The sequence below is a fragment of the Marinobacter gudaonensis genome (genome assembly GCF_900115175.1).
Taxonomy (GTDB): Bacteria; Pseudomonadota; Gammaproteobacteria; order Pseudomonadales; family Oleiphilaceae; genus Marinobacter; species Marinobacter gudaonensis.
Window position 1 is genome coordinate 972,967 of record NZ_FOYV01000001.1, and the last position, 25,270, is coordinate 998,236.

Genomic DNA, 25,270 nt, shown 5'->3' on the forward strand with positions numbered 1-25,270 from the left:
TATCAGTCAAACCGCCCCTATAGTTGGGTGAGTGAACGTAAACACAAACAGAGAGACAGGGAGAACGACCTCATGGCATTTGAACTTCCCGCACTGCCGTATGAAAAGAACGCACTGGAACCGCACATCTCTCAGGAAACGCTCGAGTACCATTACGGCAAGCACCACAACACCTACGTAACCAAGCTCAATGGCCTGATCGAAGGCACTGACAACGCCAACAAGTCGCTCGAGGACATCATCAAGAGCGCCAGCGGGCCGCTGTTCAACAACGCAGCCCAGGTCTGGAACCATACCTTCTACTGGCACTGCCTGAGCCCGAACGGCGGTGGTGAGCCCACAGGCGCCGCCAAGGAAGCCATTGAGAAAGCCTTCGGTTCTTTCGAGGACTTCAAGAAAGAATTCAACGATAAGGCTGCCAACAACTTCGGCTCTGGCTGGACCTGGCTGGTCAAGAAAGCCGACGGCAGTGTTGCCATTTTGAACACCAGCAACGCGGAGACCCCGCTGACCGGCGCCGACAAGCCGGTGCTGACCGTCGATGTCTGGGAACACGCTTACTACATCGACTACCGGAACTCCCGCCCGAACTATCTCGAAGCTTTCTGGAGCCTGGTGAACTGGGATTTCGTAAACGAAAACCTGGCCTGATCCGGTCCGGACTCAAGCTATCGGCCCCTGGTGGCCTTAACAGAAACGCCCGCCTTGCGCGGGCGTTTTTGTGTCCATCTTCCCGACACAATTACAAATCGATACAACTGCTCTCTGAATAAATCAAAAAAATCGCCGATACTCCATGAAGATATGGTGATACTGAACCATACTGACGGGTAACCTACAGGCCGGCCTCAAGGGGCTCGCCCATTGTCCGATTTTTTCACACAGCCGTTCGTGAAACGATCGTCCTGATGGAACCGGATTAAAGACAGTACTGAATGCAGAATTCCTTTGAGGTAGAACATCGGCTGGGGTCACGGATACTGCGCTGGATTCTCGCCGTGGCCCTGATCAGCGGTATTGTCGTCAGCACCATACAGGTTGTGCTGGACGCCAGGCGCGTGTCCGCCGTACTCGATAATGATGCCCGCCAGACCATCGCAATGATCAAGGATGCTGCAACGCAGGCCGTCTTCAGTATTGATGCGGATCTTGCCCAGCAGGTCGTGGACGGGCTCTTCGCCAAGCAGTCCGTGCACATGGCCCGTATCGTCCATCCAGACGGCGTGCCCCTTGGTGAGCGGAGCCGTCCCCTGCTGGAAGCGGCCTTTCGCCCACTGACCGACCCGATTTTCGAGGACGAACGTCAGTTTCGCGAGCCTCTGTCCCGCGAGGCCAATCCGGACACGGTCTACGGCTACCTGGATGTCCACTACGACACCGCACCGGTCGCCAACACCTGGCTGGACCGGGCAGCTGTGACCTTCGCTTCCGGCATCGCCACCGCCCTGATACTGGGCATGGTGCTGTTCTATGTGTTCCACCTCCTGCTGACCCGCCCGCTGCTACGAATCGTTGCTTCGGTCAAACAAGTGGACCCGGCGCATCCGGACGACCGGCTGGTGACCACGCCCTCCGGGCACCAGAGTGACGAGCTGGGGCTTTGGGTCAACGCCACCAACAACCTGCTCGTTGCCATTGGCGACAGCCAGAAACGCCACCAGGAAGCCGAAGACCGGGTGAGCCGCTTGTCCCGTTATGACCAGCTCACCGGACTGCCCAGCCGCGACACGTTCATGGAGCTTCTGGTACGGGATATCGAGGAAGCCAACAAGCGCGACATCCAGTTGTCACTGATCGTTTGCGGCATTGATGACTTCAAATCCATCAACGAACAGTGCGGTTTCCGGTCCGGCGATCTTATCCTCCAGACCATTGCCGACCGGCTGACCAGCAAGCTCGACAACGCCCGCTTCACCATTGCGCGACTTGGCAGCGACCAGTTCGTTATTGTTGAGAAGGGCCTCCGGGATGGCTTCCAGGCGGCGGATACCGCTGACCGGATTCTGGCCTGCATCAGCGAGCCCATGTTGGTGGAAGACCAGAACATCGCCATGACGGCCACCATGGGTGTCGCCCTCTACCCGTCCGATACCGGACAGGCCGACCGGCTCCTCCAGTGTGCCGAGCAGACCATGACCCTGGCCAAACAGAACGGCCACAACCACTTCCAGTTCTACGTTGCCAGCATCGACCAGGAAATACGCGACCGGAAGCAGCTTGAGAAAGATCTGGCCAAGGCCCTGAGCAACCATCAGTTCCACCTCGTTTACCAGCCCCAGATCAATCTTGAGAGCAAACGGGTCATCGGCGCTGAAGCCCTGCTTCGCTGGGAACATCCGATCCGGGGCCTGGTTCCACCGGATCTGTTCATTCCCGTGGCAGAAGCCAACGGCTCCATTGTGGAGATCGGTCAGTGGGTGCTGGACCAGGCGTGCTGGCAGGCGGCACGATGGGCATCGGACGGCACGCCGCTTCGCATCGCGGTGAACCTGTCGGCGGTGCAACTGCGCCAGAACACGATCGTAGAAGACGTACTGGACACACTCCGACGACACAACATCCCGGCCGGACGCCTGGAGCTGGAAGTGACCGAGACCAGCTTCATGACCAATCTCTCCGACGCCGTCGCCAAACTACACCGGTTGCACCAGGCCGGCATCAGCATTGCGGTCGACGATTTTGGTACAGGCTACTCCTCACTGACCTACCTGAAGCAAATGCCGGTCCAGCACCTGAAAATCGACAAGCAGTTCATCCGCGACCTGCTGGTGAATGAAGAAGACACCCGAATTGCCAACACCATCATCGACCTGGGCAAAAGCCTCAACCTGTCCGTGGTCGCCGAGGGGGTGGAAACCGCCGAGCAGGAATATTACCTGAGCCAGCGAGGCTGCAAGCTGGCCCAGGGCTTCTATTTCAGTAAGCCGCTGTCGCCCCGCGATTTTGAGACCTTTGTAAAAGGTTTCCACCAACAGATTGTGGAAAATAACGCCTGATTCATTTCTCCGAGGAGCCGCAATGGGAACCACTGTCATTGGCCTGATTGTTATTGCCGTCGTCGTTTTCTACCTTGTTTTTATCTATAACCGCCTGGTTTCCCTCAGAAACCAGTTCAAGAACGGTTTTGCACAGATTGACGTGCAGCTCCAGCGCCGCCACGATCTCATCCCCAACCTGGTCGAGGCCGCGAAAGCGTATCTGAGCCATGAGAAATCCACCCTCACTCAGGTCATGGAAGCCCGCAATAATGCGGTGAGCGCCCAGAAAGACGCCGCCCGCGACCCCGGCGATGGCACCAAGATCCAGCGCCTTGGCAGCGCCGAAAACCTGCTGACCAAGGCCCTGGCCAACTTCTACGCGGTGGCGGAAAACTACCCGGACCTCAAGGCCAACGAGACCATCCAGCAACTGATGGAAGAGCTCTCCAGCACCGAGAACCGCGTGGCCTTCGCCCGCCAGGCCTACAACGATGGTGTGATGAGCTACAACACCTTCCGTGAGCAGTTTCCCAACAACATCGTGGCTGGCATGTTTGCCTTCAAGGAAACCTCCCAGCTCGAACTGGAATCCCCTGAGGCCCGCCAGGCACCCAAAGTGGCCTTCTGAGGCCCTGATACATGGCTCATCCCGGTTTTTTCCAGCGCCAGGCCCACGCCCGGCGCAACACCAGCCTGCTGGTGTTTCTGTTCCTGACCGCCGTAGCGTTAATTACCCTGGCTGTTTGCCTGGTGGGTTATCTGGTGACCCGCAGCGAAAGCTCGGGGCTCGCCTTTCACCACTGGCTGCTGTCGAGCCACGGACTGCTGACGGCCGCAACGGTGGTTGGCCTTATCGTGCTGGGCTCGTTGCTACGCTGGGTGGACCTTGCCGGGGGCGGCAGCCGGGTTGCCAAAATGGTGGGCGCACGCCCCATCGATCCGGATACCCGTGACGCCGACGAACGCAAGCTGCGCAACATCGTTGAGGAAATGTCCATCGCCAGCGGTGTGCCGGTTCCCGAGCTTTATGTGATGGATCAGGAGACCGGTATCAATGCCTTTGTTGCCGGCTACACTCCCGGCGAGGCAGTGATGGTGGTGACTCACGGGGCGGTTACCCAGCTCACCAGAGACGAGCTTCAGGGCGTCGTGGCCCATGAATTCAGCCACATCCTGAATGGCGACATGCGCCTTAACGTGCGGTTGATTGCGTTGCTGGCCGGAATTCTGATGATCGGGCAGATCGGAGGCTTCCTGTTGAGAGCCTCCTTCTATCGGGGCCACCGGGTGGGTCGATCGAGGGACGGGCGGGCCCAGGCAGCCATGGGAATCATTGGCGTCGCCCTGTTTGTAATCGGTTACGTCGGTGTGTTCTTTGGCCGGCTGATTCAGGCTGCGGTTTCACGGCAACGGGAGATGCTGGCGGATGCCTCTTCGGTCCAGTTTACCCGCAACCCGGAAGGCATTGCCGGCGCCCTGTTCAAGATCGGCCTCAAGGGTGGCTATCTGGACACCACCAGTCACGCAAGCGACATGAATCACATGTGCTTTGGCGAGAGCGCCCGGATGAAATTCACTTCCCTGCTGGCCTCACACCCCCCGGTTGAGGAGCGGATCAATGCCATCCAGCCAGGTATGCTCGCCAGGCTCCGGAGCCGGCTTCGTGACACCGAGCCAGGCACCCGCCTCTATTCCGGCGCTGAGCCAGCCCCTACAGCCGGGGCGGCGGCATTCGCCGGCGGGCAGCCCCGAACTTCCACCTCGCCCCTGGCATCCAATCTCTCGCCGCCCACCAACACACGGAAATTCTCCGATCAGGTGGGCACGGTCAACCGGCGCAGTGAAGACTTCGCCCTGCAGTTCCTCGAGCGGCTTCCGGCCACCTTCCGGAATCTTCTGTACACCCGGGCAGGCGCCATTCAGCTTTGCTACGGGCTGCTGATCAGCGAACTGTCTCGCCAACAGCAAGCCGAGCGGCTTGGCCTCCTGCCTGACCATCCGGTGCTTGGAAGCCAGCCTGACTTGCTCGACAAGTTGCTGCCGGCGCTCAAGACCATCGGTGAGGGCGTGCGGTTTCCGGCCCTTGAGCTGGCGATGCCGGCACTGCGCAAACTGGATCCGGAAGAACGGGAGCTGCTGATCACCAACGTCCAGAAACTGGTGGCCGCGGATAACCGCGTCACCCTGTTCGAACTTGCCCTGACCAGCTTCCTGTCCCGGCACCTGGGCGACGAGGCCGAGCGGATTGTTCCTGTTCGCTACAAGAGCTACCGGCCAGTGCTTCCAGCGCTGCAAAGGGTCCTCAGTCTGCTGGCACGGGCGGGTACTTCAGATCAGGACGAGGCAGAGGCGCTGTATCGGGAGGCGATGGCGGGCTTTGTGGACGGCCGTGGTGACAAGGTGCCGACCCTGGAGAAGGTTACCATGCGCCAGCTTCGGGAGGCGCTCACGGCCCTCAACGGGCTGTCACCGCTACTCAAGCCGGCGGTGATTGATGCCTGTGGCTACTGCATTACCCGGGACGGCCGGGTAGACGTGCGGGAGTATGAGCTGATGCGACTGGTGGCGGACCAGATAGACTGTCCGATGCCGCCACTGTCGGTTTGAGGGGCCGGGTTACTGAGCCCGGGTGGTGCCCTCTTCGAACAGCGTGTCCGCCGTCGGGTTGCCCTCCTCAGACGAAGGAATGCCAAGCTTTTCGCGGATGTTCAGATTGACTTCCCACAGCTGGTCGAACTTGTCTGAGGTGGCGGCAATGGCCTCTTCCTTGCCCAGCAGAATCTTCGGGCGCAGGAATACCAGCAGGTTCCGCTTCACCCGACGTTCCGACTCGGAAGAGAACAGGCGCCCGAGCACGGGGATATCCCCCAGCAGAGGCACCTTGCTTTTGTTAACCTGGTAGTCGTCCCGCGTAAGGCCGCCAAGAACGATGGTTTCGCCATCGTCGGCCAGCACCGTAGTCTTGATCTCACGCTTGTTGGTGACGATGTCCGAGGCGTTCTCGATGCTGTCAGCCACGCTCTCCGTGGTTTGCTCGACCACCAGCCGCACCAGGCCGTCGGCACTGATGGTCGGTGTGACCTTGAGCGTCAGGCCCACGTCCCGGCGCTCGATGGTGGTGAAGGGGTTAGTGGCGTTGTTGCCCGTCGCGGTGTACTGCCCGGTCCGGAACGGCACGTTCTGACCCACAGTAATCTCGGACTCCTGGTTATCCAGGGTAATGATACTGGGGGTGGACAGCAGGTTGGCTGCAGATGAAGTAGACAGCGCCTGCAGCAGGATGCCCCAGCTGATGCCGTTCTCATCCCGCTGACCGGCGCCAATGGTGATGCCGCCCGTTGCTGGCGTGATGGCAGATTCGGTAAGGATCGCGCTGAGTACCTCACCCAGGCTGCGTCCGACATTGCCGAAGTTGGTACCTGCCACCGGGGTCGACTCCCCGGACTCGTCGCCAACCGCCACCTGGACGCCCAGATCCTGCCCCAGCTCGTCGCTGATCTCCACAATGGCCGCCTCAATCATCACCTGCGCCCGGCGCACGTCCAGGGCCGCAACAATCTGTTCCGCTTCCTGCATCAGGGAGGGCTCACCCCGAACCACCAGGGCGTTCAGGCCTTCGTCGGCAAACACGGCAAAGTTGCTCTCGGGCCTGGAACCGCCGGCGGCGCCCCCGGAACCGGCGCTCTCTTTCACCAGTTCGCCCATCACTCCCTTGAGGATTTCGGTCAGGTTCTTTGCATCGGCGTGTTTGAGGCGCAGCACCTTGGTGGTACCACCGGTGGCCGAGGGTTGGTCCAGCTGTCGGATAAGCCCGCGCATCTTGTCGCGGAAGGTCTCGTCGCCCCGGAGAATCAGCCGGTTGCTGCGCTCATCGGCGGTCACGCTATACTTGCGGGCAACGTTCTCCCCACCGCCACGGCCCAGTTCATCCGGTGCCAGCTCCTGAAGCAGGGTTACCATGTCGCCCACCCAGGCCTCCTGCAGCTGGATCACTTCCACCTCGTATTTCGACGGGCTGTCCAGCTCCCGGACAATCTGCTCAATGCGCTGGATATTGGACGAGTGGTCGCTGATGATGAGTGCGTTCGCCGCCGCGACACCGGCCAGGTGACCGTACTTGGCCACCAGCGGTCGCAAAATGGGCACCAGTTCCAGAGCGTTAGCGTTATCTATCTGGATCACCCGGGTGATCAGTTGTTCAGAGGGGGTTTCCTCAAAGCGGCTCAGGGACTCAGCGGACTGCTTGGCATCCACCTGCTGGACCACTTTGATCACCTCTTCACCGGGTATGGCCGTGAAGCCGTGCACGTTCAGAACCGCCAGAAACAGATCGTAGATCTCATCCTTGTTCATCGGCGCACTGGAGAGCACCGTGACCTTGCCCTTCACCCGCGGGTCCACCACGAAACTGTAGCCGGTGATGTCAGCCACCTGGGTTACGAAAGCGCGAATGTCGGCGTCTTTCAGGTTCAGTCTCCAGGTCTCGGCCTGTTGCCCATGGGCCACGGACATGAACGGGAGAAGAACCAGCAGGACAAGCGCCCGCAGAAAATTGATCTTGTGGTTATACATCTGGCGATTTCGTCCTGTTTCGATGAACCCGGTCAGCGCCACTGCTCGGGTATGGCATAACTGATGGTGAGGATGGATCCGTCACGCTCGATTTCTATGTCAAGCTGGGCCTGGCCCCGCCAGCTTTCCAGCAGTGCCTTGTCCTGGCTGATATCCCCCAGCCTCTGACCATTGATAGCGGTGATCACATCACCGGCCTGCAGGTTGACGGCATTGAGCATGGGGTTGGAGCCGTCGTACACGTATCCCGACGCACCGCTCTGATCCACCGGACTGAGACCAAACGGCGCGAGGGCGGCGACACCCTGGCTATCGATCTGTTCCCGGGCATTGGCCAGGAACGCATCCGGGGATGATTCTGCCGACTCCGTGGCCACCTCTGCAACCAGTTCCGAGGACTCCTGCTCCTCGAAGGTCAGGGATTCGTAGCGTCCTCCCCGACGAATCAGCACCCTGCCCGGCTCAACCTCAGCAAGCTCGGCGTTACCCGGCAGCAGGTCACCGACCCGGTAATACGCCGTTTCACCATTACTTCCCGCAACTATAGCACCGGAGTCCTCCGGACGCTGTCCTACCAGAACGCCCTCAAGGCGCAGACGCAGACGGGTCTCCGGGGCAGAGCGGCGAACCGCCTCGGCCACCTCGCCGGGGCTCTCCGAACGACCGAAGAAATCGTAGACCGCCATCGACGAGACCTGCCCGGCGCTTCTTCCGGCCAGGCTAGCGCTCCCGGCGGTTGGCGCCTGCGGCACGGGCCGATCATCCCAGGCAATCAGCCAGCTGATCCGGGCCATGAACACCGCAAGGTACACCACCAGCGCCACCAGCAGAAGGTTGGCGAACGCCCGCGATACCCGGGTTTGTGCAGGCGTGCTCAGTAACGCCATGGGATCGGTCTCCTGCTCACCCGTTCAGTCAATGGCCACATGATCACAGCCCCGGCACCAGGGGCTGACGAACCCGGAACACAATGTCGCCCGGGCGCGCAGTGTCTGGCCAGGGCTGTCCGGCAAGATCCACCATGCGTTTGTAGACCCGCAGCTCCAGCATGCCGTTCCAGAACACGGTAGCGTCCGCCGCCGGACCCTCGCCACCGTCGCCACTCTGGGCGGATACGGTCAATGCCACGCCGCCCTGGGTTGTATCCATGGTGGCCTGCATGGGCGGGAATTCGGCCTGGCCGCGCTGATCACCCATGGGCCATGTCACCAGCCCACCCGGCCATCGGGCAATGCCCTCGGCCTCGACAATCCGGTTATCTGCCCAGGCCAGTTGCAGACGATCAACCGTTACCTCGCCCTCAATCATGGCACCCCCACTCTGGCGAATGAGTTCCTCGAACTCGGCAACCGTTACCTGCCCGGTGGCCATCAGCCGTGCGCTGGCCGGCCATCCGATCGTAACATTGCCATTGAGGGAAGAGTGTGACGACGCCACAGAAATGTCGATCGGCCAGGAGAACTCCGTGAACCTGGGCGTATTCAGACTCCAGTCGACGCGCAGTGGAAAGCCGGCAACCACCAGGCCCGCCTCGCCATCCCAGAGCTTGCCGGCGACCTGGCGAACCTGCACCTGTTGCGGCAGGGTCACAAAACCCGAGGCGTGATGCCACACCCAGCCGGCGGGGACCAGAACAGCCAGTGCCAGACTGTAAACAATCAGCCCCAGCAGCAGAAGGACAAGCAGCTTGCCTGGGCGCAGAAAGGATTTGGGTTGGGCGTCACTCATTCAGCGTTGCACAGATAATGGACCGGTAGCCGAGTCTAGCAAAGCCCATAGGCAAGTTCATGACAAAAAAACAAAAACCCCGCGTTAGCGTGAACCAACGCGGGGTTTTCGATGTGGGCCGGGCAACGCTTCAGGAATGGAGCGCTGCCTGGAGTCTGGCCGGCATTACATCATGCCGCCCATGCCTCCCATTCCGCCCATGCCACCCATGTCTGGCATGCCGCCGCCGGCTTTCTCGTCTTCCGGCTCGTCGGCAACCATCGCCTCGGTGGTGATGATCAGAGATGCCACAGAAGCGGCCGCCTGCAGGGAGGAACGGGTCACCTTGGCAGGATCCAGGATACCCATCTCCAGCATGTCGCCATACTGCTCGGTGGCGGCGTTGAAGCCGAAGGAGCCTTCGCCTTCCTTCACCTTGGCAACCACGACTGACGACTCACCGCCTGCGTTGAACACGATCTGACGCAGCGGTGCTTCCATGGCACGGCGCAGAATGTTTACGCCGGCCTTCTGCTCTTCGTTGATGGCATCCACCTTGCCCAGAGCCGCGATGGCACGGATCAGGGTAACGCCACCACCAGCCACGATGCCTTCTTCAACGGCAGCGCGGGTGGAGTGCAGCGCGTCTTCAACGCGAGCCTTTTTCTCTTTCATTTCCACTTCAGAACCGGCGCCCACCTTGATGACGGCAACACCGCCAGCCAGCTTGGCCACACGCTCCTGCAGCTTCTCCTTGTCGTAGTCGGAGGTGCTGTCTTCGATCTGCTTGCGGATCTGGTCAACGCGGGCTTCGATGTCTGCCTGCGCGCCGGCACCGCCGATGATGGTGGTGTTTTCCTTGGTCACGTTCACACGCTTGGCGGTACCCAGGTCATCCAGAGTGGTGTTCTCCAGGGTCAGGCCCACTTCCTCGGAAATCACGGTACCACCGGTCAGGATAGCGATGTCCTGCAGCATCTCCTTGCGACGGTCACCAAAGCCGGGTGCCTTGACGGCGTTGACTTTCACGATGCCACGCATGTTGTTCACAACCAGGGTCGCCAGGGCTTCGCCCTCGATGTCCTCGGCAATGATCTGCAGCGGCTTGCCCGCCTTGGCAACGGATTCCAGCACCGGCAGCAGTTCGCGAATGTTGGAGATCTTCTTGTCGACCAGCAGGATGTAAGGGTCATCCAGCTCGGCAGACATGTTGTCCTGGTTGTTGATGAAGTACGGGCTCAGGTAGCCGCGGTCAAACTGCATGCCTTCAACCACGTCCAGCTCGTCTTCCAGGCCACGGCCTTCCTCAACTGTGATGACACCTTCTTTGCCGACTTTTTCCATGGCGTCGGCGATGATCTTGCCGATGGTCTGGTCGCCGTTGGCGGAGATGGTGCCTACCTGGGCAATCATCTTGCTGTCGTCACAAGGCTTGGCCATTTCACGGATGGCTTTCACGGCCTCGGCAGTGGCCTTGTCGATGCCCCGCTTCAGGTCCATGGGATTCATACCGGCAGTGACGGCCTTGATGCCCTCGTTAACGATGGACTGGGCCAGTACAGTGGCCGTAGTGGTGCCGTCACCGGCACTCTCGTTGGCCTGGGAAGCCACTTCCTTCACCATCTGGGCGCCCATGTTCTCGAACTTGTCTTTCAGTTCGATTTCCTTGGCCACGGACACACCGTCTTTGGTGATGGTCGGTGCGCCGAAGGACTTTTCCAGAACCACGTTCCGGCCTTTCGGGCCGAGGGTTACTTTCACCGCGTCTGCCAGGATGTTGACGCCTGCGACCATGCGCTTGCGTGCACTATCACCGAATTTAACGTCTTTTGCTGCCATGTCTTCTATTCCTGTTCGTTAAACCGAAATCGTTGAACCAATCGGATTAATGAGAGTTCGTGCGATTCGCCTCGGCGATCACTCGAGCACGCCGTAAATGTCGCTCTCGCTCATGATAAGGAGCTCTTCGCCGTCGATCTTGACGGTGTTACCGGCGTACTGACCGAAGACCACGGTGTCACCCACCTTGACCGCCAGTGAGCGGGTTTCGCCGTTGTCCAGGATGCGACCGTTACCCACGGCGATCACTTCGCCCTGGGAAGGCTTCTCTTTGGCGTTACCCGGCAGCACGATGCCACCCGCAGTTTTCTCTTCTTCTTCCTTACGGCGTACGACAACACGATCGTGTAGCGGACGAATTTTCATTGCTCGGTTTCTCCAATAGTCAGATTAATGTGGCAATGACATTTGCGTTAACAGGTCGGACCGGCGATGCCCTGTCCGACAAATTGCCCGGCCGCTAACCAACTGATTTCAGCGATTGCAGGCCCGCAGCGAACTTGTGGGACTTATCTGGGGCTGGCACGGTGGTTTTCAACACCCGGAAGAAAAAATTTTTCACTTTTTTTCGATGCGATCCCGATCGGTTTCGGTCTCGTCCTGATACTCGCCCTCAATGATGTTGCCTTCGCTGTCGCGATCGAACGGTCGCTGCCGCCCAAAGGGGTTTTCGCGGCCGCCGAAAGGATCCTGACCAAAAGGATCAGCGCCTCCACCGGCCCGAAAATAGAAGCTGCGGCTCTGCCCGGAGGCGACCATCCTTTTGAGGGCCTGAGCGGCCAGCCAATGACGGGTACCCGGGATCAGACAGAGGAATCCAATGGTATCTGTGATAAAGCCCGGCGTGAGCAACAACGCACCACCCACGGCCAGAATCAGCCCTTCAGCCACTTCCCTGGCCGGCAATTCCCCGCTGTTGAGTCGCTGGTTGGCTTTCAGCAGTGTTGCCAGGCCCTGCTTACGCAGCAGCCAGGCGCCGATCACGGCGGTCAGCAGCACGAGACCAACGGTATTAAGCACACCGATCATGCCGCCCACCTTGATCAGCACCGCCATCTCGGCGATGGGCATGATGATGAATAGAAACAGGAATACGGACAAAGTGCCTCCTCAGCTCCGGACTCTGTCGGGTTACGCTTTGCTAACCCGACCTACGATATTTGCCAATCACCACTGGCCTCCGGCCAGGTAGGTCGGATTAGGCAAAGCCTTAATCCGACGCCAACCACGCGCCTGCATCAGCCTGTTTGGTATACTCCGCGCACAAACAATAACTATCCGGACGCACAGCAACCGTAAAACACCTGACAATAGTGATTAGGGCAAACCATGAAACTTCAAGATTCCGTGATTGCAATTACCGGCGGTGGCCAGGGCCTTGGCCGTGCCATGGGTGAATATCTGGCGGCCAGGGGTGCGAAAGTCGCGCTGATCGACCTGGTGCCGGAAAAGCTGGATGACGCCGTTGCCGCGTGCAAGGCCGCCGGCATCGAGGCCCGTAGCTACGTATGCAACGTCGCCAGGGAAGAAGACGTTGAGAAAACCTTTCAGGCCATCGTCAACGACTTTGGTCACCTCAACGGCCTGGTGAACAACGCCGGTATCCTTCGCGATGGACTGATGGTGAAAGTGAAAGACGGCGAGATTGAGCGCCGGATGGAGCTGTCCCAGTGGCAGGCGGTGATCGACGTTAACCTCACCGGCGTGTTCCTCTGTGGCCGGGAAGCGGCTACACAGATGATCAAGAATGGCGACCAGGGCGCGATCATCAACATCGCCTCCATTTCCCGCGCGGGCAACATGGGCCAAAGCAACTACTCCGCCGCCAAGGCTGGCGTGTCAGCCCTGGTGCCTGTGTGGGCCAAGGAACTGGCGCGCTACGGCATCCGCTGTGCCGGCATCGCCCCGGGCTTCGTAGAAACGGAAATGACGGCCTCTATGAAGCCGGAAGCCCTGGAGAAGATGACCGCAGGTATTCCGCTCAAGCGCATGGGCAAGCCTGAGGAAATTGCCTCGGCGGCAGCCTTCATTTTTGAGAACGACTACCTGTCTGGCCGGATGATTGAGGTGGATGGGGCCCTGCGGCTCTGATCCGCCGACTGCAGACCTGCTTTAAGGTTGCCACTGGAATCGGCTCATGGAGACACGGCCAGTGGTGACCTCCACCCCTTCATCCCTCAATCTCCCAACCTGTTCATTGTAGGCGTCCGAGCCTTCGGGGAACGCAATCTGGCCATTACTCCGGATAACGCGGAACCAGGGTATGTTGTGGCCGGTCGGCAGCTTGCCCAGGGCACGGCCGATGTATCTCGCCTGCCGCCCAAGGCCAGCCATGGCCGCGACCTGGCCGTAGCTGGCTACCCTGCCGCGTGGGATGGCGGCAACGACTTGCCAGATTCTCTGGTCTTTTGTGGGCTCTGACATGTTCGTAGGCGCCTTATTTTTCCGGATTGCGCTGCTCGAAACACCAGTCTATACCGAGCGGCCTTCCAGTTCGCCCTCGGGCTTCTCTTCATTCCTGGGCGCCAGGGCATCCAGCCGGTTGCCGTGGCGGATCATGAACACCGCCAGCAGAATGGCGGGCACGCCCATGAGTCCAGCAATCAGGAAGAATTCCGCATAACCGAACCCGGCTACCACAATGCCAGAGAAGCCTCCGATGAACTTACCCGGCAGGGTCATCAGCGAGCTGAACAAAGCGTACTGGGTGGCAGTAAACGAAGCACTGGTCATGCTCGAGAGCCAGGCAATCAGGGCCACGTTGGCAATACCGCCACTGAGGTTGTCGGCACTGACCACGGCGGCAAGGGACATGATATTGGGCGGGTACTGTGCCAGGCCAACGAAGAACAGGTTGGTCGCCGCTGTCATGATCGCCCCGAGCAAGAGGATGCGGCGCACGCCATAACGAACCACCAGCACCCCGCCGATCAGCGAACCGGCGATGGTCATGAAAAAGCCGAAAATCTTGGTCACATCCGCCACCTGGGTTTTGCTGAAGCCCATGAAATCCAGGTAGAAGGGATTAGCCATCACGCCCATGGCAATGTCGGAAATCCGGTAAACCGCCACCATCAAAAGGATAATCAGCGCCAGTTCCCGATAGCGCCGGAAGAAGTCCAGGAACGGCCCCGCCACGGCCGCATAGAACCAGCCGACCAGCCGTGCCAGACGCGGATTCAGGTGGCTGCGACGAGCCGCTTCCTGTTCGATCTTGTGGGCGATGTCCTGGGCAGCGGCGAAATGGTTGACCGCCGGCTCGCGAACCACCAGCACGGTGAGCGCCCCCACACCCACCAGGGCCGCCATGACTTCATAGGACACCTGCCAGGACCAGAACTCCGCGAGGTACAAGGCGCCCGCGCCGGCCACCAGCAGGGCGAGCCGATAACCAAAGATGTAGGTGGCTGCGAGAGCCGCCTGCAACCGCTCCTCGGCAATCTCGATGCGGTAGGCGTCAATCGCCACATCCTGGGTAGCGGAGGAGAAGGCCACCAGCAGACCGCACAGGGCCATGATCTCTGGCGCCGTGGTGGCATCCACTTGCGCCATCAGATACAACCCCGTGGCAATCCCCATCTGGGCGAACAGGATCCAGCTCCGGCGCTTGCCCAACAGTCGGTCCAGAAGCGGCAACTGCAAACGATCCACCACCGGCGCCCAGAACACCTTGATGGAATAGGTAATGCCCAGCCAACTGAAGAAACCAATGGTGGCAGTCTCCACACCCACATCCGCCAACCGGGCGTTCAGGGTGGAGAACACCAGCAGGAACGGAAGACCGGCGGAAAACCCCAGGAACAGGAGTGCGATCACCTGCCAGCGGGTGTAGGTGTGCAGCGTGTCCCGGATCAGAGCCAGGCGGTTGCCGGTAAGAATGATCAGGCCTCCGGATCAGTCGCGGAAATTGTTGAACTGTAACGGGATATCCAGCTCGGCCTCGCGCAGCATGGCAATGGCCTCCTGAAGGTCGTCACGCTTCTTGCCGGTCACCCGCACCTTGTCGCCCTGAATACTGGCCTGGACCTTCATCTTCTGGTCCTTGATCATCTTGACGATTTTCTTGGCCATGTCGGTCTCGATGCCCTGCTTGAGCTGCAGGTGCTGCTTCACCAGCTTGCCCGACTTGCTGTCGCCGTTCTCAGCAAGAGCCCGGGTATCGATGTTGCGCTTGGCGAACGCCATGCGCAGCATGTCCATCAACTGCTCGAGCTGGAATTCCTGCTCGGCACTGATGGTGATGCCCTTGTCGTCCAGCTCGATATCCGCTTCCACGTTTTTGAAGTCCCATCGGTTACCCAGCTCCCGTTTGGCCTGGTCCACCGCGTTGGTGACTTCGTGCATATCGATTTCCGAAACAATGTCAAAAGAAGGCATGGTCGTTATTCTCCCACTGGGTAAGAAGGTATACTGCCGGAATTTGCTGGGGATGATACCAACCCCCGGGATCTCCCGCACCTGACAACGGACTGGTAGAAGACGATAACAATGCCGAACCTGGACCTTCCCATCCTCGTAGTAGACGACGCGAAATTCAGCAGTATGGTGGTAAGCCGCACGCTGCGAAATGCCGGATATCGCGACGTACGCATCGCCAACAATGCCCCGGCGGCCCTTGAGCTGATCGAGCAGCGGCCGGTGAGCGTGCTGATTGCCGACTGGCTGATGCCGGAGATGGATGGCCTGGCCCTCACCGATCAGGTGCGCCAGCAGGATGAACAGGACAACCACTACACCTACGTGATCCTGCTCACCGCTCGGGAAAGTGTTGAGGCCTTGTCAGAGGCGTTTGACCGGGGCGTGGACGATTTCATCTACAAGTCCGACATGACCAAGCAGCTCATTCCCCGGATTTTTGCGGCGGACCGCATGGCCGACCGCCAGAATACGCTGCTGCGGGCCAATTCCTTGCTGATCGAGAACAACCGGGAGCTGGAATCCACCAATATCATCGATCTGGAAACCGGCCTGTGTAACACCCGGTACGGCCGTGAGCGCCTGAACAAGACCCTGCGCCATGCGGAGTCCCGGGGTGGCTGCACGGCCTATGTCCTTTGCGGTATCCGCAACTGGCAGGAACTCAAGCGCAAGCACCCGCCGACGGTCATGAGCGAACTGGCCATCGGTATCGCCCGCCGCCTGAGCACGTTGATCCGACCCATCGACGCCCTGTGCCGGGTGGGCGACAACCAGTTCGCGATCATTGCCTATTTCCCCAACAGCGATCACTGCAGCACCACGGCCTTCCGGCGGGTGTTCGACGGCATCAATCACAAGGCTCTGAAGACCACCGCCGGTTATATCTCGGTGGAAGCGGGCATGGTGCTTTGCAAGGCCGATGCCCAGAAGGGTACCCCCTCCACCCAGGATATGGAGCGGGCCGCGGTTCACGGCCTGGTGGACGCCTACGATACGCGACGGTTTACCGAGACGGTGCCCGAGATTGGCGCTAGCGCTTAGTTCAATGACTCGATTTCGGCGACACACTCGGTAACACTGGGACACACATCACAAACAGACAGGAGTGAGCGAGAGGCTTATTCTGAGATCGTGGATTCAAGCAGTATCCCCCATGGTGGAGGAGCCGTGTAGTACCTCCGCCGCCATATGGGGAATGAAGTCCACCGGATTAACGAATTTTTCAGGCACTTTCGTTCTTTCCTTGTTTTTGGGCCAGCTTTTTAGCTGGCCTTTTTATTTTCTGGCTTTTTCCTCTGGCCTTGGAGTTACGCGGCGCTGTGACTGGGAAATGATTTCCAGAAAACGCCCGTGAATACCTCCCTGTAGGGCTTGGTCGCGCCTTCCCTGGCGCTCCACATTTCTGGAAATCATTTCCCAGCCCCATCACCGCTTGGCCAGAGTTCACAGTCCGGCTTCCCTTACCGCAATTCCAGAACAGTTATCCGCTATACTGCGTCTACAACGATTCCAATAACGCCAATGCAGTAGTCGAACCATGACATCCCTCGGAACCGCCTCCGTCGCTGCCCTGCGCCAGTATGTCCGTGCCGCCGAATCTGCAGGCGTGGACACCGGGCAGATGTTCGAAACGGTAGGCCTTAGCCCAACCATCCTCGATACCGACGACGGGCGCATCAACGGCGACCAGTTCCAGCGGTTTATCCGGCGTTTGTGTGAACAAACCGGCAACCCGATCCTGGGCCTGGAGACCGGCGACTTTGTACAGCCAGGCTCCTACAGCGTTCTGGGCTACATCACCATGAGTTGCGCCACGCTGGGCGAGGCCGTGGCGCGCATTGCACCGTTCGAGAAACTGGTGGGCGACATGGGCACCACCAGCCTGGCCATGAAGGGCGAGGACATCCGGCTGACCTGGAACTGCAACTACACCGATCCGGTGGTGCGCCCTCAACTGGTGGACAACGTGTTCGCTTCATGGGTGAACTACGCCCGATGGCTGGCCGACAACCAAGGGGCATCCCCGAGTTGCGTGAGACTCCAGCGGCCCTCCCCAGGCGCTGAGCTGGAGCAGGCCTACCGGGAACGCTGGCGGTGTACGGTTGTCTTCTCTGCGGAAGAAGACAGCATCACACTGAAGAAATCCCTGCTCGACACCCGCCTGCGCCAACCGGACCCCATGCTTCGCAAAACCCTGGAAGCCCACGCACTCAGCCAACTGGCGGCGCTGGATACCGACAGCGACCTGTCGAGCCGGGTTCGCCACAGCATCCAGCAGCAATTGATGCACGGCATCACCCGGCAGGACATGGTGGCAGAGGAACTGGGCATGACCAGCCGAACCCTTCAACGGAAGCTCAACCAGGAGGGGGTGTCGTATCAGAAGTTGTTGGACGAGGTGCGGCAAACCATGGCCGAGGATTATCTTCGCAACAGCGAGTTGGCCATTCCGGATATTGCCTTAAGGCTGGGGTACAGTGAAACCACCTCGTTTCACAGGAAGTTTAAAGCGGTGACGGGGAAAACTCCGGGGGAATTTCGTCAGTCAAAGACGAATCCGGGGGTCTGAAAAGCGAGGCGGGCAGCGCTTTTCAGGACTGTCGTTGGCCATGGATGGCCAACGTCAAGCGCACAGGGATGTGCTCGTAGCGTGTCCTGAAAAGCGGTACCTGCCCGGCGACTCCACCGAGCTCGAAGGCTCAGAGTATTAGTTAAAGCTTACGGCCTTTCCCAGCCGCAATCCGCAACCGCAGGGCATTCAGCTTGATGAAGCCTTCCGCATCCTTCTGGTCGTACGCGCCCTGATCTTCCTCGAAGGTGGCAATCTTCTCGTCAAACAGGGAATCCTCGGACTTCCGGCCGACAACATCCACATTGCCCTTGTAGAGCTTCAGACGGACGGTACCGTTCACGTAGGCCTGGGTCTGATCAATCAGCGCCTGCAGAGCCTCCCGCTCCGGGGACCACCAGTAGCCGTTGTAGATCACCTCGGCGTAGCGCGGCATCAGACTGTCCTTCAGGTGAGCCACTTCACGGTCCAGAGTGATGGACTCGATGGCGCGATGCGCCCGCAGCATGATGGTGCCGCCCGGGGTTTCGTAACAGCCGCGAGACTTCATACCCACGTAGCGGTTCTCAACGATGTCCAGACGACCGATGCCGTTGGCGCCCGCCAGCTTGTTCAGGGTTTCCAGCACCTCGTGGGGCTTCAGGGCCTGTCCATCAACGGCAACAATGTCGCCCTTCTTATAGGTCAGCTCCACATAGGTGGGCTTGTCTGGTGCGGCTTCCGGAGACACGCTCCAGCGCCACATATCCTCTTCGGCTTCCGCCCAGGGATCTTCCAGGTTGATGCCTTCGTAGGAGATGTGCAGCAGGTTGGCGTCCATGGAGTACGGGCTCTTGCCCTTCTTCTTCTCCACCGGAATGTTGCGCTCATCGCAATAGGCCAGCAGCTTCTCGCGGGAGTTCAGATCCCACTCACGCCAGGGCGCAATCACCTTCACGCCCGGCTTCAGCGCATAGGCACCCAACTCGAAACGCACCTGATCATTGCCCTTGCCGGTGGCACCATGGGAGATGGCGTCGGCGCCGGTCTCGTTGGCGATTTCCACAAGACGCTTGGCAATCAGTGGGCGTGCAATAGAGGTACCGAGCAGATACTCGCCCTCGTAGATGGTGTTGGCGCGGAACATCGGGAACACGTAATCGCGAACAAACTCCTCGCGCAGGTCCTCGATGTAGATTTCCTTCACGCCCAGCGCCTTGGCCTTGGCCCGCGCCGGCTCCACTTCCTCGCCCTGGCCGATGTCGGCGGTGAAGGTCACCACCTCACAGTTGTAGGTGTCCTGCAACCACCGCACGATCACGGAAGTATCCAGGCCACCGGAATAGGCCAGCACCACCTTTTTAATATCAGACATGCCCTTGCTCCAGACTGAACAGAATGGATGTGTTGAAAATAAGGGCGTTATTGTACGGGACAGCGGGGGGAATGGCTATTGGGGCGAAGGTCTAGAGGTACCCACCCTCTCCCCTGAAGGGAGAGGGTTCAAGTTGCCCCGGTATCGAAGAGAGATAACGATCATCCAGCCTGTTGCTGGGCAACCACCTCATCACGGATGCCGTCCCAGCCTTCCTTGATGGAACGCAGTAACTGGGCAACTTCATCCAGTCGGTTGATGTCGTTACGGGCGTTCGCCTCCCAGAGCGCGCGCTCCATGTACTCGTAAAGCGCATCAAGACGCTCGGCCAGCTCGCCGCCCTGCTCTTTGTCCAGAAAACCCCGAAGAGCCGCAACAATATCCATGGCCTTGAGGATCAACTTGCCTTTGGCGTCATAATCCCGGGCCTGAAGCTTTGCCTTGGCCATGTTGATGCGCTCAAGGGCCCCGTCATACAGGAGCTGAATGAGCTTGTGCGGATCGGCATCCGTGATGCTGGTTTGGGTGTTGATTCGCTGGTATTGCTGAAGACCGTTCATAGGTAACCTCTTGGAGTTCAGCGCTGTTTACTGCTGACTGCCGCTGGATTGCTTGGGTGCAATTGCTGCCAGCTGTTGGCTGACGTAATTGCCGGTATTGTTCAACTGGGCTATCAGGGAGTCGGCTGCGGAGAACTGCGCGACCAGCCTCTCCCTGTAGGTTTCCATCCGGAGCTCAAGGCGATCCCGTTGTTCCTGAATCTGATCCAAAGCGTTGTTGAGACCTTTGGTACGGCCTGAAATGGCGCCGTCACTGGCAAGGTAGCTTTCAATCGTCGCCTCAATCTTTCCGGCGATTCCATCAACTCCGTTCTGCTCCGAAAACAGTGCGGTTACCGCCTCGGGATTTGCCTCAAGCTTCTCTTTGAACACGGCGGCATCAAATTCGAGTTTTCCGCTACTGGGTTCGGTTTTGATCCCAAGATCTGCCAGAGTGCGAACCGTGCTGTTTTCCATGCCAGCCGGTACGGTCGTTAACGCTGACCGCAAATCACGCTCAATGTTCCGGATGGTGGAGTCACCCGACAGAATGCCGCCGACGCCGGTATCGGCGTTGTAGCCGGATGCTTTGTCAATAATATCCTGGAGGGCGTTGTACTTGTCGACGAACTCCTGCACCCTGCCTGCAACTTCGTCCGGGTCCCTCTCAACTTTCACCGTGGACGTGCCGACGGATTTCACGTCGAAGGTCACGCCCTGCACAACATCCTCTACCGTATTGGAGGACCGGCTGACCGAGATACCATTCACCTCCAGCAGAGCGTCTTTCGCAGCAACAGTCTCGGTGAGATTGGAGGTGGTGCCATCAAACGCAAACTGGGACAGACCGGAGGCATCGGTGTTGTTGCCATCGCCGTCGGCAACCGACACCTGGATCGCATTGTCCAGCCCACTCTCGTCGGAAGACAGAACCAGCCGGAAGCCGCTGCCGGTGTCGACAATACCCGCCGACAGGCCAGCATTGGCGTCGTTAATAGAATCGGCAAGACCCTGTAGCGTGTTGTTGCTTCCGTCTACGGTTACATCGGTGCTGACGCCGTTAACGGTGAACGTGAGCGTACCGGTGCCAATCGTTGTGGTGTCTTTATCGGCAAAGGTGCCTGAAGCCAGCGACTGGGCCTGGGCCAACTGCGTTACGTTGACGCTGTAGGAGCCTCTACTGGCGACGGAAGGGTCAACATTGACCGTTGCGACCGATTCGTTGGATGAGGACGCGGTCAATGCTTTCAGACCCTCTGGCGCTGAAAGGGTCTCCAGCGGCTTTTTGAGGGCCTCCAGGGCACCCTTCAACGCGCCAAACGCGGATATCTTGGTCTGTGCCTCGCTTTCCCTGCGATTCAAACGGAGCTCAACGGGCCGTCGCTCTGCGTTGACCAACTGGTCAACCAGATCGGCGCTGAAGATTCCGGAGCCAGCACCAAGCGATGAAATTCCTGCCATATCGAGCCTCCTGCAAGGCTTAAATGTTCTTGTTGAGGTTATCGGCACAAAGCGGCAAAACTTTGCCCATTCCTCTGCACCTTTTGGTTACCTTTTGTAACTCGCCTCAATACACAGCATAGACGAAAACGCCGCCAACCCTTTAGGGGCGGCGGCGCTAACGCAGATCCACAGCGTCGGAGAACAGCTTGCGACTCAGACTTTCAAGTCGAAGAGCGTTAGCGGTTCATCCTGCTGCAAGTTCTCTGCCAACCTCAAAGCAACCTCATCCGGGATTTGCCGAATGACTTTCTGGGTCTCCTGGTCCACGACCCTCACGATCGTTCTACCGAGCTCCTGATCCACTTCGAACTGCAGATCTCGCTGCACGTTCTGGACAAAGTCATTCAACTGCGAGACCGCCCGCCCCACTTCTTCAGGGTCAATAACCCGGCTCTTTTCTTTCGCCTGGGCCTGATCGACCTGAGCGGGAGGGGGTTGTGCAACACCTGCAATAGCGGTTCCCGAGGACAAAGCTTCTTGAGCGGAGGCATTTCTGCCATCTGCTCGAGGTGACACGGACGCCCGAGCCGGAGCTTGTTCACTGGTGCGAACCAGCTTCAAATCCGGGCTATTCAGGTTTACGCCATTCATGATCCACCTCGCTATCCCTTTATAGAGTTAACCGGCCCTTTCAAGAAAGGACCGGTTCACTCCGGCTGCCCCGATTACTGAAGGAGGGACAGAACCTGGTTGGGACGAGCGTTCGCCTGAGCCAGTACCGAGATGCCTGCCTGCTGCAGAACGTTCGCTTTGGCCAGTTTCGCGGTTTCCGCAGCGAAGTCGGCATCCACGATCCGGCTGTTAGAGGCACTCAGGTTTTCAATGTTGGTGCCCAGGTTGTTGATGGTGCTTTCAAAGCGGTTCTGCACAGCACCGAGGTCAGCGCGGAAGGCGTTAACCTGAGACAGTGCGCCATCAATAGTCGCCAGAGCTGCACTCGCGCCGCCGGCGGAGGAGATGGAGATACCACTGATGCCCAGACCCGCTGCGTTCATTGTGGAGTTGAAGTCGATCGAGATAGTCTGACCGGCGTTCGCACCTACCTGGAACGCAACACCTGCACCCAGGGAACCGTCCAGAACGGACAGGCCATTGAATTGGGTGTCGGTGGCGATACGGGTAATCTCGGAAACACGCTGATCAACTTCGGCCTGCAGCAGAGAGCGATCGGCATTGGTGTTGGAGCCGTTGGCGGCCTGAACCGCGAGTTCACGGATCCGCTGGAGGTTCTGTACGGTCTCGTCAAGGCCGCCTTCAGCAGTCTGAACCATGGAGATACCGTCGTTGGCGTTGCGCTGGGCAACGGTCAGACCACGGATCTGGGTGTCGAATCGTGTAGAGATGGCCAGACCTGCCGCGTCGTCCTTGGCAGAGTTGATCCGGAGACCTGAGGACAGACGCTCCAGAGCCTGGTTGCTCAGGTTCTGTGATTTGCTGAGCTGGTTCTGTGCACTCAGTGAAGCGATGTTGGTGTTAATTCCGAGAGCCATAAAATTTCCCCTTCATTTACGTTGTCGAGACGCATAGAAACGGTCAGCTCCCTTTTGGGTTGTTGGGATCGCTGCCGAGTTATTCCAGTTAACGGCAGCTCCCCAATCCGCTTTAGCGAAAAAATTCAGTTTTGTGTAAAGAAGTGTTAAATGTTCTCAGGTATCGCCCAGTCGGGTTCCGGGTTCATCAAACGAGTGGTAACCCAATCGTCGTTTTGTGGCGCCTCACCAGACTCCATAACCGCCCGGAAGTGTCCCGGCAACAGGCGCAGGAACTCTTTCAGCGTGTCACTCCAGTGCTTGAGGAACGGCGCAAGGTTTTCATCCTCATGAGCAAGCCCGTGGCATAAGCCCACCTGCAAAAATCTCTGGACCGTGCCCTTGATCATCTGCCAGCCCATCAGTTGAACAACGATGTGTGACTGCCGGCCGCTGCCCTGCCCGACACGGTTCACGAAATCGCGAATCTGGTTACACACCACCACCAGGTCCTTTCTTCCCGCCAGACGACTCCCCTTGAGGATGTCCAGGCACCCGTTGCTGGTCATGGTGATCTCATCGACCACGGACCGCACGAGCACGCGGGCGTCCAGATCCGGCATTTCAACGATCGAGGCCTGGACAGACCCGACCGCTGCGTGGCGGTCGGCGTCTGAAGCGCCAGAAAATTGCTGAGTGAACGACTCTGCGGACATCCATTCAGCCCCCTCGATGACCGCACCATCGGAACAGTTCCGAACTGAAAACGTGAGCCCCTGCTTGAGCCGATCCTGGAGATAGTTCTCCACAGAACGCTTCGCGGTGTAATAGTCACTTTGGGTGATCACAGTCCGGTTGTTGACACCCTCCACCTCAAATTTCGGCCGGGCTTCAGTTTGGGCTTCTGTCTCGGAACGAAAACGCGTAGCGAACTCTGACGCAGATTTTTCGCCGTACACCGAATACATCGAGTGATGCCGCTGCTTGTCCACATAACCATAATCTGTACCAAAGAGGTAAAGGTTCCGGAAGCCGATGGAAAATGCAATGGCGAGGGCCGCGTTGGTGCAGGTTGGAGTACAACCCGGGATAGCATCTGCATGAAGGCCCAACAGCGCAGGTATGTAATACTCGTTGGAAAAGTAGAAACTGGAACGCTCGAACAGGGGCGGTACCAACGGGTTGACGCTGACAGTGCATAAAAGCTCAATCCCATCCAGCCCGTAGGATTCCCGAATGTCCGTCAACATCTCATAGATCATGTAATCGGCATCAAGTTCTACATGGAAATCCGGACGCACCCCATGACTTAGCAACGCCCGCAATCCGGTCCCTGCGCTGAAGATGACAACCTTGTCCCGATTCTTCTTCAGGCTCTCGATGCGATCATCCAGGGATGGGCCACTGCCGACGATGGCAACCGGCAGGTGACTCTCTGATCCCAGGTAAGGCTTCAGATAGGCCCCCCGGAGGTTCAGGTTGTGATAAACGTTCCTGAATCCCCGCAGTTCAAAGTCATAGCTGCCCCAGTTGGCACCCACCACGGGCAGGTCGCGCTCCACTTCCCGGGCAATACGATACAGATCCACATTTGCCAGGTGATTAAAGTAGGTGCAGAGGTACGGATATAGAGGGACCATTTCGGCAACCTTGGACGACAACACCCGCCTGATGTTGTCCTCAGATGGATCCGTCGATAGACAAAAAGATATGGAGCGCCCCTTCTGACGAAACTTCTTGCAGATTTCCTCCCAATCCACGGTAAATAGGGTCAGGGCAAAACGATCCGGATCCGGCTCAAACACCACAGCGTCGATGAGCTCTGCTTTCTCAACAAGCGCCTCGATGTGATAGCCAAGCCCACAACCCAGGAAAATGACACAGGGGAAACTCTTCCCCCGAAAATAACCCCGGAACGATTCGGGCGTGAGCGAGGATTCAGACGCGCTCTCACGCACGTACCGAGAGGCAAACCTGGCATCCTCGCTCGGCTTCAGGAAGGGCGGCTCCATACTCTGGAGAGGCCGCTCGGGCGGGTAGTCGTCGAGAAACCTGCTGACCTCGTTCCTGGAGTATTCACACGCCAGGTGGCGATATACCGAACGTCCCGAATCCACAAGATCCACGTCGTCACGCCCCGGCGTAATGACCAGCTCGCAGTGGGTTGGCTGGTAATCGGAAAAATACTGAAAGATTTCTGGCCGATACTTCTGGAAGTAGGCGAGGTTTTTCTGCTTTCTCCGAATGAACGGTACAGCGATATCTTCGTTCTCAGACATCAAAGGTTCCTTGGCCGGGTGTCAGTCTCAACGTGTCAAACA

Annotated in this window: 22 protein-coding genes; 7 read left to right on the top strand and 15 right to left on the bottom strand. The window is 58.8% G+C overall.

The genetic code is table 11. From position 1 onward, the window contains the following. The first annotated feature begins 72 nt into the window (after positions 1 to 72). The 4 genes from sodB (at position 73) to BM344_RS04455 (ending at position 5,585) form a co-directional block, all read left to right on the top strand. Positions 73 to 651, top strand: coding sequence for a superoxide dismutase [Fe] (sodB, locus tag BM344_RS04440; RefSeq protein ID WP_091986454.1), 579 nt, complete (start codon positions 73 to 75; stop codon positions 649 to 651). 284 nt (positions 652 to 935) lie between these two features. After that, complete coding sequence (locus BM344_RS04445) at positions 936 to 2,996, top strand: putative bifunctional diguanylate cyclase/phosphodiesterase (protein WP_091986457.1); 2,061 nt, start codon at positions 936 to 938, stop codon at positions 2,994 to 2,996. Between the two features lie 22 nt (positions 2,997 to 3,018). Further along, a complete protein-coding gene (locus BM344_RS04450; protein ID WP_091986460.1) occupies positions 3,019 to 3,606 on the top strand; it encodes a LemA family protein in 588 nt (195 codons plus the stop codon). An 11-nt stretch (positions 3,607 to 3,617) separates the two neighbouring features. Beyond that, on the top strand, positions 3,618 to 5,585 hold the full coding sequence (locus tag BM344_RS04455) for a M48 family metallopeptidase (protein ID WP_091986461.1): 1,968 nt from the start codon (positions 3,618 to 3,620) through the stop codon (positions 5,583 to 5,585). Positions 5,586 to 5,594: 9 nt separating this feature from the next. Here BM344_RS04455 and gspD read toward each other — a convergent pair whose 3' ends face one another. From gspD to BM344_RS04485, 6 genes are all read right to left on the bottom strand, one after another. Beyond that, the gene (gspD, locus tag BM344_RS04460; RefSeq protein ID WP_091990789.1) at positions 5,595 to 7,550 is read right to left on the bottom strand and encodes a type II secretion system secretin GspD; all 1,956 of its coding nucleotides are present in this window, start codon (positions 7,548 to 7,550) and stop codon (positions 5,595 to 5,597) included. A 32-nt stretch (positions 7,551 to 7,582) separates the two neighbouring features. Then, positions 7,583 to 8,437 (bottom strand): type II secretion system protein N, encoded by an 855-nt coding sequence (locus tag BM344_RS04465; RefSeq protein ID WP_091986463.1) that lies wholly within the window; start codon positions 8,435 to 8,437, stop codon positions 7,583 to 7,585. Between the two features lie 43 nt (positions 8,438 to 8,480). Further along, the gene (gspN, locus tag BM344_RS04470) at positions 8,481 to 9,278 is read right to left on the bottom strand and encodes a type II secretion system protein N (protein WP_091986464.1); all 798 of its coding nucleotides are present in this window, start codon (positions 9,276 to 9,278) and stop codon (positions 8,481 to 8,483) included. A 165-nt stretch (positions 9,279 to 9,443) separates the two neighbouring features. Next, complete coding sequence (groL, locus tag BM344_RS04475) at positions 9,444 to 11,096, bottom strand: chaperonin GroEL (RefSeq protein ID WP_091986466.1); 1,653 nt, start codon at positions 11,094 to 11,096, stop codon at positions 9,444 to 9,446. A gap of 78 nt (positions 11,097 to 11,174) precedes the next feature. Beyond that, positions 11,175 to 11,462 carry a co-chaperone GroES gene (gene groES, locus BM344_RS04480; protein ID WP_053112533.1) on the bottom strand — a complete coding sequence of 96 codons (288 nt, stop codon included), beginning with the start codon at positions 11,460 to 11,462 and terminating at the stop codon, positions 11,175 to 11,177. 192 nt (positions 11,463 to 11,654) lie between these two features. After that, positions 11,655 to 12,197 (bottom strand): FxsA family protein, encoded by a 543-nt coding sequence (locus BM344_RS04485; RefSeq protein WP_091986468.1) that lies wholly within the window; start codon positions 12,195 to 12,197, stop codon positions 11,655 to 11,657. 228 nt (positions 12,198 to 12,425) lie between these two features. Between BM344_RS04485 and BM344_RS04490 the strand changes: the two genes are divergently transcribed. Beyond that, positions 12,426 to 13,187 carry an SDR family oxidoreductase gene (locus tag BM344_RS04490; RefSeq protein WP_091986470.1) on the top strand — a complete coding sequence of 254 codons (762 nt, stop codon included), beginning with the start codon at positions 12,426 to 12,428 and terminating at the stop codon, positions 13,185 to 13,187. A 21-nt stretch (positions 13,188 to 13,208) separates the two neighbouring features. Here BM344_RS04490 and BM344_RS04495 read toward each other — a convergent pair whose 3' ends face one another. The 3 genes from BM344_RS04495 to BM344_RS04505 all read right to left on the bottom strand — a co-directional run bounded on the left by BM344_RS04495 (position 13,209) and on the right by BM344_RS04505 (position 15,473). Next, positions 13,209 to 13,520: an MGMT family protein gene (locus BM344_RS04495; protein ID WP_091986471.1), complete on the bottom strand. Its 312-nt coding sequence runs from the start codon at positions 13,518 to 13,520 to the stop codon at positions 13,209 to 13,211. A 48-nt stretch (positions 13,521 to 13,568) separates the two neighbouring features. Next, positions 13,569 to 14,912 (bottom strand): AmpG family muropeptide MFS transporter, encoded by a 1,344-nt coding sequence (locus tag BM344_RS04500; RefSeq protein WP_091986474.1) that lies wholly within the window; start codon positions 14,910 to 14,912, stop codon positions 13,569 to 13,571. A 78-nt stretch (positions 14,913 to 14,990) separates the two neighbouring features. After that, the gene (locus BM344_RS04505) at positions 14,991 to 15,473 is read right to left on the bottom strand and encodes a YajQ family cyclic di-GMP-binding protein (RefSeq protein ID WP_091986476.1); all 483 of its coding nucleotides are present in this window, start codon (positions 15,471 to 15,473) and stop codon (positions 14,991 to 14,993) included. Positions 15,474 to 15,584: 111 nt separating this feature from the next. On the opposite strand from BM344_RS04505, the gene BM344_RS04510 reads away from it, so the two are divergent. Both BM344_RS04510 and BM344_RS04515 read left to right on the top strand, forming a co-directional pair. Then, a complete protein-coding gene (locus tag BM344_RS04510) occupies positions 15,585 to 16,556 on the top strand; it encodes a response regulator (protein WP_091986479.1) in 972 nt (323 codons plus the stop codon). 496 nt (positions 16,557 to 17,052) lie between these two features. Further along, the gene (locus BM344_RS04515) at positions 17,053 to 18,084 is read left to right on the top strand and encodes an AraC family transcriptional regulator (RefSeq protein WP_091986482.1); all 1,032 of its coding nucleotides are present in this window, start codon (positions 17,053 to 17,055) and stop codon (positions 18,082 to 18,084) included. Positions 18,085 to 18,226: 142 nt separating this feature from the next. Here BM344_RS04515 and BM344_RS04520 read toward each other — a convergent pair whose 3' ends face one another. From BM344_RS04520 to BM344_RS04545, 6 genes are all read right to left on the bottom strand, one after another. Then, positions 18,227 to 19,438: an argininosuccinate synthase gene (locus BM344_RS04520; protein WP_091986484.1), complete on the bottom strand. Its 1,212-nt coding sequence runs from the start codon at positions 19,436 to 19,438 to the stop codon at positions 18,227 to 18,229. Positions 19,439 to 19,599: 161 nt separating this feature from the next. Beyond that, positions 19,600 to 19,998 (bottom strand): flagellar export chaperone FliS, encoded by a 399-nt coding sequence (fliS, locus tag BM344_RS04525; RefSeq protein ID WP_091986486.1) that lies wholly within the window; start codon positions 19,996 to 19,998, stop codon positions 19,600 to 19,602. Between the two features lie 27 nt (positions 19,999 to 20,025). Then, positions 20,026 to 21,438, bottom strand: coding sequence for a flagellar filament capping protein FliD (gene fliD, locus BM344_RS04530; protein WP_091986489.1), 1,413 nt, complete (start codon positions 21,436 to 21,438; stop codon positions 20,026 to 20,028). Positions 21,439 to 21,633: 195 nt separating this feature from the next. Further along, positions 21,634 to 22,071, bottom strand: coding sequence for a flagellar protein FlaG (locus tag BM344_RS04535; RefSeq protein ID WP_091986490.1), 438 nt, complete (start codon positions 22,069 to 22,071; stop codon positions 21,634 to 21,636). A 74-nt stretch (positions 22,072 to 22,145) separates the two neighbouring features. Further along, on the bottom strand, positions 22,146 to 22,970 hold the full coding sequence (locus tag BM344_RS04540) for a flagellin domain-containing protein (RefSeq protein WP_091986493.1): 825 nt from the start codon (positions 22,968 to 22,970) through the stop codon (positions 22,146 to 22,148). A gap of 146 nt (positions 22,971 to 23,116) precedes the next feature. After that, complete coding sequence (locus BM344_RS04545; protein ID WP_091986496.1) at positions 23,117 to 25,228, bottom strand: motility associated factor glycosyltransferase family protein; 2,112 nt, start codon at positions 25,226 to 25,228, stop codon at positions 23,117 to 23,119. Positions 25,229 to 25,270: the final 42 nt, after the last annotated feature.

Bases quoted from the DNA above. Each gene is read 5' to 3' on its own strand.
- fliS (WP_091986486.1), bottom strand. From the start codon at position 19,998: ATGAACGGTCTTCAGCAATACCAGCGAATCAACACCCAAACCAGCATC.
- BM344_RS04445 (WP_091986457.1), top strand. From the start codon at position 936: ATGCAGAATTCCTTTGAGGTAGAACATCGGCTGGGGTCACGGATACTG.
- BM344_RS04490 (WP_091986470.1), top strand. From the start codon at position 12,426: ATGAAACTTCAAGATTCCGTGATTGCAATTACCGGCGGTGGCCAGGGC.
- BM344_RS04455 (WP_091986461.1), top strand. From the start codon at position 3,618: ATGGCTCATCCCGGTTTTTTCCAGCGCCAGGCCCACGCCCGGCGCAAC.
- BM344_RS04465 (WP_091986463.1), bottom strand. From the start codon at position 8,437: ATGGCGTTACTGAGCACGCCTGCACAAACCCGGGTATCGCGGGCGTTC.
- BM344_RS04515 (WP_091986482.1), top strand. From the start codon at position 17,053: ATGACATCCCTCGGAACCGCCTCCGTCGCTGCCCTGCGCCAGTATGTC.
- fliD (WP_091986489.1), bottom strand. From the start codon at position 21,438: ATGGCAGGAATTTCATCGCTTGGTGCTGGCTCCGGAATCTTCAGCGCC.
- gspD (WP_091990789.1), bottom strand. From the start codon at position 7,550: ATGTATAACCACAAGATCAATTTTCTGCGGGCGCTTGTCCTGCTGGTT.
- BM344_RS04510 (WP_091986479.1), top strand. From the start codon at position 15,585: ATGCCGAACCTGGACCTTCCCATCCTCGTAGTAGACGACGCGAAATTC.
- gspN (WP_091986464.1), bottom strand. From the start codon at position 9,278: ATGAGTGACGCCCAACCCAAATCCTTTCTGCGCCCAGGCAAGCTGCTT.
- BM344_RS04535 (WP_091986490.1), bottom strand. From the start codon at position 22,071: ATGAATGGCGTAAACCTGAATAGCCCGGATTTGAAGCTGGTTCGCACC.
- BM344_RS04520 (WP_091986484.1), bottom strand. From the start codon at position 19,438: ATGTCTGATATTAAAAAGGTGGTGCTGGCCTATTCCGGTGGCCTGGAT.
- BM344_RS04450 (WP_091986460.1), top strand. From the start codon at position 3,019: ATGGGAACCACTGTCATTGGCCTGATTGTTATTGCCGTCGTCGTTTTC.
- BM344_RS04540 (WP_091986493.1), bottom strand. From the start codon at position 22,970: ATGGCTCTCGGAATTAACACCAACATCGCTTCACTGAGTGCACAGAAC.
- BM344_RS04505 (WP_091986476.1), bottom strand. From the start codon at position 15,473: ATGCCTTCTTTTGACATTGTTTCGGAAATCGATATGCACGAAGTCACC.
- BM344_RS04545 (WP_091986496.1), bottom strand. From the start codon at position 25,228: ATGTCTGAGAACGAAGATATCGCTGTACCGTTCATTCGGAGAAAGCAG.
- sodB (WP_091986454.1), top strand. From the start codon at position 73: ATGGCATTTGAACTTCCCGCACTGCCGTATGAAAAGAACGCACTGGAA.
- BM344_RS04495 (WP_091986471.1), bottom strand. From the start codon at position 13,520: ATGTCAGAGCCCACAAAAGACCAGAGAATCTGGCAAGTCGTTGCCGCC.
- groES (WP_053112533.1), bottom strand. From the start codon at position 11,462: ATGAAAATTCGTCCGCTACACGATCGTGTTGTCGTACGCCGTAAGGAA.
- groL (WP_091986466.1), bottom strand. From the start codon at position 11,096: ATGGCAGCAAAAGACGTTAAATTCGGTGATAGTGCACGCAAGCGCATG.